Source organism: Acinetobacter sp. UBA3025 (assembly GCF_002367915.1).
GTDB lineage: Bacteria > Pseudomonadota > Gammaproteobacteria > Pseudomonadales > Moraxellaceae > Acinetobacter.
In genome coordinates this window covers 1-7,754 of record NZ_DFDO01000029.1, presented here as the reverse complement: position 1 = coordinate 7,754, position 7,754 = coordinate 1, and the positions used below count along the sequence as shown (strand labels likewise).

Below are 7,754 nucleotides of genomic sequence, written 5' to 3'. Positions count from 1 at the left end.
ACTGCGAAATACCCTATAATAGGCAGCATAAGAAAGAGATAAATTCATAGAGATAAACAAAATGAATTTATCCCAGAAACTCGTAAAAACGACAAGAAATTCCAGCGCATTAGAAAAAAAAGCCTCTGCTTGTGCAGAGGCTTCTTTGTTTTAAGACTGACTGTATTATTCGGCCTGTACCGCGATTTCACCAAATTTACCCTGATTAAAATCTTGAAATGCCTGAATAATTTCTTCCTTGGTATTCATCACAAATGGGCCATAGCCTTGAATAGGTTCATTCAGCGGCTCACCGGTCAAGAGCAGAAATTTAGTGTCCTGATAGGCCTGTAGCTGAATTTCAGGATCATCATCGCGCGCAAACATGACAATAGAGCTATCCAGGACTTTTTGACTGCCATTTACCGCCAGTACAACCAGCAAAGCATTATGTCCGAGAGGTACATGTAACGTAGTTTCATACTCTGCTTTTAGCTCGCCGTCCCAGACATTTACCGGACTAAAGGTATGCGCAGGGCCATAATGACCTCCGAATTCTCCGGCAATCACCCGAATATGTCCTGCACCTTCATTCATTTCAATCCGTGGAATCTCGGCTGCAGTAATGGCCTGATAACGTGGTGCAGTCATTTTGTCTTTGGCTGGCAAGTTGACCCAGAGTTGAACCATTTCAAACAGGCCACCCTTTTGAGCAAAATCTGGAGAATGAAATTCTTCATGCACTACACCTGCGCCTGCGGTCATCCACTGTACATCGCCGGTCTGAATCGTACCGCCACCGCCACTGGAGTCCTGGTGGGTCACTGCACCCTGATAAGCCAAGGTTACAGTTTCAAAACCACGATGCGGATGCGAACCTACACCATGCTGCTCAGTGGTTGGCGCAAAGTGATACGGCGCTGCATAATCCAGCAATAAAAATGGACTAATGGCCTGCCCCAAACGGTCATAAGAAAACAGGTTTTTCACCGGGAAGCCGTCACCGACCCAGTGCATGTTTTGATTACGGTAAACACCAATAATTTTTTTCATCTTTTACTCCTATACACAATAGGATGAACATGCAGCCATTTTAAGCTTTATCAGCAGTCATCAATACCGTACTTCTAGAATGCAGTATTTCAAATATAAGACGGTTCGATTCTTAGATTTCTGTGTAGCTACTTATAACTTTAGCTTTGCTATAAGACGTTAATTTAGGTAGTCATGAGCAGTAGACAATAAAAAACCCAGCGCTGAGGGCTGAGTTTTTTCAATTTCGATAAAGTGTTATCGAATTAGATTTTACCGACTAGGTCAATTGAAGGAGCAAGAGTCGCTTCACCTTCTTTCCATTTTGCAGGACATACTTCACCTGGGTGAGCGTGTACATATTGAGCCGCTTTTACTTTACGAAGCAGTTCTTGTGCATCACGACCGATACCACCCGCGTTGATTTCAACGATCTGGATTTTACCGTCTGGATCGATCACGAAAGTACCACGATCCGCCAGACCATCAGCTTCAATCAGCACTTCAAAGTTTTTCGCCAAAGTCCAGGTTGGATCGCCGATCATTGGGTACTGGATTTTACCAATTACGTCAGAGGTGTCATGCCAAGCTTTGTGCGTGAAGTGCGTGTCTGTAGATACTGAGTAGATTTCTACGCCCAGTTGCTGGAATTCAGCATACTGATCAGCAAGATCGCCTAATTCTGTTGGACAAACAAATGTAAAGTCAGCAGGATAGAAAAATACTACAGACCATTTGCCTTTCATGTCTTGCTCAGACACTTCAATAAATTGGCCATTGTGGTAAGCAGTTGCGTTGAATGGCTTAACTTCAGTATTGATTAAACTCATAAGTCTATTCCTATCTATTCGTGAAAGTGTGTGTTCATTTGATGTAGTTAAGAATACGCAAAAACCACCAATAGGTAAAACCGTAAATTTTCATAAAAACTATCGGTTTTCTAGATTTATAATTCCTTTTATTTTTATCTTTCTGATTTGTTTAATCGATTTTGGCGGATTCACTTTCTTGAAAATGCTGTATAGATTGCCAAGCCGATTTTGCCAAGGCTGCTGTATAGTGTTTAGGAAAGGTTTGGACTCGACCAGCTAACCAGCTCCGGCAATAACTTTCAGTGGGTCCAATGATCAGTGACATAAGCAGTTCTAAGGGAACAGCTTGTAATTGCCCGATATCTGCCTGCTGAGCCAGCCATTGCTTTAATTCCTGATTGCGCTGCTGATTCGACTGCTGTAACTCCTTTTTGAAATCACTGCTTTGAACTGTATGATGCGCGGCATAAAGAAAGCGGGCAAAATCAGGATACGCTACGACCCAATCGATATAACTCTGAATCACCGCCTCTATGCCTTGTTCAATACCCTGAACTTGTGACAGAGCCTGCAAACGCTGCTTTGACTGATCTGTGAGCGCTGCAATATACAGTGCTGCAATGATCCCCTCCTTGTTTTTAAAATGATGATAGATCGCCCCGATACTGGTATCGGCCTGATCACGGATCATTTCAATCGTAGTCGCAGCAATGCCTGTACGCAGAAATTCTGTCAATGAGCATTCCAGAATCTGACGTTTGAGTAAAGCTCGTCTTCCCTTAAAAATCCTTTCCAGCAATTCCATGTTTTGCATCTTTAATATTTAAATCCTCTCTATTTTTAAAAGCAGGCTGGCAGCCTGATGTCTGGTTTTTGTCAGATGCGCCAATACAGAATAATATTCTGTATGAGAATATTATTCTGATTAAAAATAATATACAGGAAGTTATAGATGAGCCAAGCTCTAAAAATCTGGAAAAGCCTAGAAAATAAGCCAGCCGGTAAATATCTTTTTTCTAAATTACTTTGTCTAAAAGCACCTTATTTCGGCAGCATTTCTCCACTGTTTGAAGATTTAAAGCCTGGATATTGTGCAGTGAGCATCAAGAAACATCGTGCCGTGCTGAATCATTTAGGCACTGTACACGCGATTGCCATGTGCAATATGGCTGAACTGGCAGGCGGCACCATGACTGATGCAACCGTTCCGAAAACTCATCGCTGGATTCCCAAGGGTATGCAGGTCGAATATGTCAAAAAAGCCACCACTGACCTAGTTGCGATTGCGACACCCGCCGTGCCTAACTTTATATGGAATGAAGGCAGCGATTATCTGGTCAATGTAGAAATTAAAGATACTGCAGAAGAAGTCGTGTTTCGGGCGGTGATCACCATGTGGGTCTCAGTGAAAAAATAGAAGAACCCAGATATGAAAAACCCGCCACATGGCGGGTTTTGATGATGATTTGCCTTTCTAATGTCGGGATTAGAACGGAAGATCATCATCCAGATCAGCTGCAGGCGCTGCTACTGGAGCAGGTGCAGACTTCGGCGCATAACCACCCTGGTTATTTTGGTTATTGTTGCCATAACCACTGCCCTGATTATTGTTAAAACCGCCTTGCTGAGGCGCTGAGCCATAACCACCTTGTGGATTATTGCCATAACCGCCACTCTGGTTATTGTTATTAAAACGTGGCTGGTTAAAACCGTTATCGCCCTGCTCACCTTGTGGACGACCAGAATCCAGCATTTGCATTTGCTCACCACGGATTTCCGTTGTATAGCGTTCTTGACCGCTTTGATCTGTCCATTGACGGGTACGTAATGAACCTTCGATATAAACTTTAGAACCTTTGCGCAGATATTGCTGTGCAATTTCACCTAAACGGTTATGCAGCACAATACGGTGCCATTCGGTTTGCTCTTTACGTTCGCCCGTATTTTTATCAGTCCATGAATCGCTGGTTGCGATAGAGAATTGAGTGAGAGAACCACCATTTGGGAAAGTTTTGGTCTCAGGATCTCGACCTAAAGTACCAACTAAAATGACCTTATTAACACCACGCATCAGACGTACACTTCCTATTTATTTCTATATTTTACTTTATAAGAGTTATGTTTAAATGGCTACCTCTTTACCTAACAAGTGCGTTAATTGTTGTCGCGAAACATCATCAACCTGCTGTTTATCGACCTTTACAAAGGCGACTTGCTGTTCAGACATGACCACAACCTCTTCAATACCACGAATCGCCAAAAGTTGAGAAGTCCATTCATCTGTTTGTTTACTCTCTGGCAGACGAAGCACGAGCGATGAAAGATAGCGTGGTTGAGCCAACCCAAAACTCATGAGCAGCCAAATTATAGCAATTGCCGATAAAATACTCCAACCGAGCGAAGTGTTGTTGAGTAACAACAATTGTCCACCAATAATCCCGCCAAAAAACGCGCCCAGGAACTGGCTGCTGGCATTTACGCCCATCGCAGTGGCTTTAGATTGAATCGGTGCTGCTTTGGATAGCCAGGATGGCAATAAGGCTTCCATGACGTTAAAGGCAATAAAGAACAGCCCTAATCCACCGATCAGCACATATTTGGATTCAAAGCCAAAAATCATGATCAGCAGACCCAGGATAATCCCGCCAATCGCTGTCAGGAAAATGCTGCGCATCTTGCGGTATTTTTCTGCCAGTACAATGCTCGGGAAAGCAAAGAACAGACTCACAACCAGTAGCGGCAGATAGACCCAGCCATGACTCGATAATGGCAGTTCAGCAACTTCAATCAGTTGCGATGGCACATAAATAAACATGGCTGTAAGTAGCAAATGCAGAGTAAATACTGAAATATGCAGACGGTTCAGGTCTCCCATTTTCAGGACTTGTTTCAGCTGCTCCACATAGCCTTGCTGAAAATTTTTATGATGACGGGTAACTTTAGGAACCATCAATAGCATCGCAATCGCAGCCAATCCCATTACGGTGGTCACCCAGAACAGACCGGAAATGCCGACCAGTCCTGTCACCCATGGCCCCATGGTAAAGGCCACCACAAAGGACAGGCCGATACTCATGCCCATTACCGCCATGGCTTTCATGCGGTTTTCTTCACGGGTCACATCAGCCAATAAGGCCATTACCACTGCTGAAACTGCCCCACCACCGGCAATCGCACGACCGATGATCACGCCATAAATGGTGTCAGACATTGCAGCAATCGCGCCACCTAGAGCGAATAGCAACAAACCCAAAACCACCAGTGGCTTACGACTATAGCGGTCCGCGATCAGGCTAAACGGAATCTGCAAAATGGCCTGTGTCAGGCCATAAATACCCACCGCCAGACCAATCAGTGCCGGCGTAGCATATTCATATGACTGCCCTGCTACAGAGAATACAGGGATGATCATAAACAACCCCAGCATGCGCAGTGCGAAAATACTGCTCAGGGCAAAGGTCGAGCGACGTTCTAAGGCATTCATCATAAAGTCTGGCGATCGAGTTAGTTAATCTTGATGCGCAGATTATAGGCCATTCCGCTCAAAGGAATGCATGAATTTTATTTGAAATAAAGATGAGGACTATCTGAAAAATAAAAAAGCGTAGCCGGAGCTACGCTTCTGTTCAGTGATCACAGGACTATTTGCCTGCTTTTAATAACTGACGCTTGGTATATTGGATCGAAGCAATGACTGCCCAGATAATGAAAGCCACACCGATCAGACCAGTCACCACTTCAGGGATATGTACACCGGTACTGCTTGCCAGCATGATAAATGCTAGAGCACCAATCGCATAGTGCGCGCCATGTTCCAGATAGATATAAGCATCCAGCGTGCCTTTATCAACCAGATAAATAGTCATCGAACGCACAAACATCGCACCGATGGCCAAGCCTAACATGATGATTACCACGTCAGACGTAATCGCAAAGGCACCGATTACGCCATCGAAACTGAAAGATGCATCGAGTACTTCCAGGTAAAGGAAACCGCCAAAGCCGGCTTTTACCACACCAGTTGGTACGCCTTCAGCATCGTGACGAACGGCATTGCCCTCTTCGTCTACCTCAGGTTCCCCACCTAACATATGGCTTAGGACCTGTACCCCGATATAAATCACGATCCCCCAGATCCCGGCCAGAATAACATCCAGACGTTTCGCTTCTTCAACCTGGAAATCCATGATTAATAAAGCAATCAGGGTAATAAACACCGACATCGCCGGAACGTTCGCCAGATGCGCCAGACGGCGTTCCAGCATGCGGAACCAGTGGGTATCTTTTTCTTCATCCAGGAAGAAGTTCAGAAATACCAGCATCAGGAAGGCGCCACCGAAGGCAGAAATCTCGGCATGATGTGCCATCAGTTTGGCCGAATATTCTTTTGGTGCATTTAGAGCGAGCTGCACCACTTCCATAAAGCCCATATCCGCAGTCACGGCCACAATGACCACCGGGAAAATCAGGCGCATCCCGAAAACTGCAACCAGAATCCCGACCGTCAGGAAAATCATTTTCCAGAAATGATCCCAACCGCGCAGGACGGATGCATTGACAACCGCGTTATCAAACGACAACGACACTTCCATAATCGCCAGAATAGCGGTGATGGTCAGTGCTGTGAACATGGTTTGCAGGCCCGCTTCCGGACCATGGTTGAATCCCCAATAAGCAGACAAACCAAGGCACACGATCGAAAATACGATTGAGAAACCAAAGTGTTTCAACATATATATCGACCTTAGATAAATTTCATTAAATGCATTTCTTTAAACGTAGAGAAATACTAAGACTCAAAGTTGTCCCAATTATGAAACTTTTGCCGCATAAACCAAAGCACTTCCTGAACCATTTTTAGGTATTTTCTGCTTTTCAGATTTGCTGATCTTTTAAACAGATTCATCTTTGCTATAGTGCTGGATGTTTTGACTTCAACTGCTAAGGATTTCAGTATGGGTTTCTCTCAAGACGTATGGCAACGTAATCTCGGACTTTATCAAAAGACATTGGCGCTGCCTTTTAACCAGCAACTGGCACAGGGAACATTAAGCCGTGAAGCTTTTAGTCATTATGTAATTCAGGATGCGCATTATCTGCTGGCCTATGGTCGTGCACTGGCGGTCTGTGCAGCCAAAGCTTTTGAAGCAGATGATGTAATTCAGTTCAGTGAAGCCGCTAAAACTGCCATTGTGGTCGAACGTAGCCTGCATGATGGCTTTATGCAGGATTTTGGCATCAATAAGACTCAATTTGAAAATACACCTTTGACTCTGGCTTGCCATCATTACACCGCTTATTTACAGGCAACGGCTTGGGCGGAAAGTTATCCGGTAGTTCTGGCTGCCCTTTTGCCATGTTTCTGGATCTATGCAGAAGTGGGTAAGGATATTGTCGATAAGGCAGCGCCGAATAATCCGTATCAGGCCTGGATTGATACTTATGCTGGTGAAGATTTTCATACAGCGGTACGCAATGTAATTGCTACTGTGGATCGGGTGGCAGCGCGGGTCGATGCTGATACTCTGGAAAAAATGCATCAGGCCTATACCCATGCAGCACGTCTGGAATGGCTGTTCTGGGATAGTGCTTATGAACAACGCCAATGGCTAGGTCTGGATGATTAATTTTAGTTTCTATTGACTGAGTCCTGTTTAATACAGGGCTTTTTTATTTTTAAGCCAAACCCTAAATGATGGAAAGTGAAGCTAATTTCGATGGAGTTATGCATCATGAAATTTCATCCATTAGATGTTTGGAAAAGAGCAAATCTAATCTACATTTTCCCCCAGTTGCTTTAGTACTGATCTTTTGACCAATATCCGACACAACTTGACGTTTAAAATACTTTTATTTGCACTTGAACATTTTTCATTCGGTATCATATAAAGGTTTTTGATGAATTTTCTAGGATCATTGCATGAGCCAAAG

At 44.2% G+C, this 7,754-nt stretch carries 8 protein-coding genes; 2 read left to right on the top strand and 6 right to left on the bottom strand.

All coding sequences use genetic code 11. From position 1 onward, the window contains the following. Nucleotides 1-165: 165 nt before the first annotated feature. The 3 genes from B4J23_RS01260 to B4J23_RS01250 form a co-directional block, all read right to left on the bottom strand. The gene (locus tag B4J23_RS01260) at nt 166-1,032 is read right to left on the bottom strand and encodes a pirin family protein (RefSeq protein WP_291358474.1); all 867 of its coding nucleotides are present in this window, start codon (nt 1,030-1,032) and stop codon (nt 166-168) included. 245 nt (nt 1,033-1,277) lie between these two features. Continuing rightward, on the bottom strand, nt 1,278-1,841 hold the full coding sequence (gene ahpC / locus B4J23_RS01255; protein WP_291358472.1) for an alkyl hydroperoxide reductase subunit C: 564 nt from the start codon (nt 1,839-1,841) through the stop codon (nt 1,278-1,280). A 151-nt stretch (nt 1,842-1,992) separates the two neighbouring features. After that, nucleotides 1,993-2,637: a TetR/AcrR family transcriptional regulator gene (locus tag B4J23_RS01250; RefSeq protein ID WP_291358470.1), complete on the bottom strand. Its 645-nt coding sequence runs from the start codon at nt 2,635-2,637 to the stop codon at nt 1,993-1,995. A gap of 138 nt (nt 2,638-2,775) precedes the next feature. Between B4J23_RS01250 and B4J23_RS01245 the strand changes: the two genes are divergently transcribed. Continuing rightward, nucleotides 2,776-3,240 carry a hotdog fold domain-containing protein gene (locus tag B4J23_RS01245; protein WP_291358468.1) on the top strand — a complete coding sequence of 155 codons (465 nt, stop codon included), beginning with the start codon at nt 2,776-2,778 and terminating at the stop codon, nt 3,238-3,240. 69 nt (nt 3,241-3,309) lie between these two features. On the opposite strand, the gene ssb is transcribed toward B4J23_RS01245, so the two are convergent. The 3 genes from ssb to B4J23_RS01230 form a co-directional block, all read right to left on the bottom strand. After that, nucleotides 3,310-3,894, bottom strand: a complete 585-nt coding sequence (ssb, locus tag B4J23_RS01240; protein WP_291358466.1) for a single-stranded DNA-binding protein — start codon at nt 3,892-3,894, stop codon at nt 3,310-3,312. A 51-nt stretch (nt 3,895-3,945) separates the two neighbouring features. Beyond that, nucleotides 3,946-5,310: an MFS transporter gene (locus B4J23_RS01235; protein ID WP_159123704.1), complete on the bottom strand. Its 1,365-nt coding sequence runs from the start codon at nt 5,308-5,310 to the stop codon at nt 3,946-3,948. Nucleotides 5,311-5,464: 154 nt separating this feature from the next. Continuing rightward, nucleotides 5,465-6,556, bottom strand: a complete 1,092-nt coding sequence (locus tag B4J23_RS01230; RefSeq protein WP_291358463.1) for a DUF475 domain-containing protein — start codon at nt 6,554-6,556, stop codon at nt 5,465-5,467. A 222-nt stretch (nt 6,557-6,778) separates the two neighbouring features. On the opposite strand from B4J23_RS01230, the gene tenA reads away from it, so the two are divergent. Beyond that, nucleotides 6,779-7,450 carry a thiaminase II gene (gene tenA / locus B4J23_RS01225; RefSeq protein WP_291358461.1) on the top strand — a complete coding sequence of 224 codons (672 nt, stop codon included), beginning with the start codon at nt 6,779-6,781 and terminating at the stop codon, nt 7,448-7,450. The last annotated feature ends 304 nt before the right edge of the window (nt 7,451-7,754 follow it).

Bases quoted from the DNA above. Each gene is read 5' to 3' on its own strand.
- B4J23_RS01260 (WP_291358474.1), bottom strand. From the start codon at position 1,032: ATGAAAAAAATTATTGGTGTTTACCGTAATCAAAACATGCACTGGGTC.
- ahpC (WP_291358472.1), bottom strand. From the start codon at position 1,841: ATGAGTTTAATCAATACTGAAGTTAAGCCATTCAACGCAACTGCTTAC.
- B4J23_RS01250 (WP_291358470.1), bottom strand. From the start codon at position 2,637: ATGCAAAACATGGAATTGCTGGAAAGGATTTTTAAGGGAAGACGAGCT.
- B4J23_RS01245 (WP_291358468.1), top strand. From the start codon at position 2,776: ATGAGCCAAGCTCTAAAAATCTGGAAAAGCCTAGAAAATAAGCCAGCC.
- ssb (WP_291358466.1), bottom strand. From the start codon at position 3,894: ATGCGTGGTGTTAATAAGGTCATTTTAGTTGGTACTTTAGGTCGAGAT.
- B4J23_RS01235 (WP_159123704.1), bottom strand. From the start codon at position 5,310: ATGATGAATGCCTTAGAACGTCGCTCGACCTTTGCCCTGAGCAGTATT.
- B4J23_RS01230 (WP_291358463.1), bottom strand. From the start codon at position 6,556: ATGTTGAAACACTTTGGTTTCTCAATCGTATTTTCGATCGTGTGCCTT.
- tenA (WP_291358461.1), top strand. From the start codon at position 6,779: ATGGGTTTCTCTCAAGACGTATGGCAACGTAATCTCGGACTTTATCAA.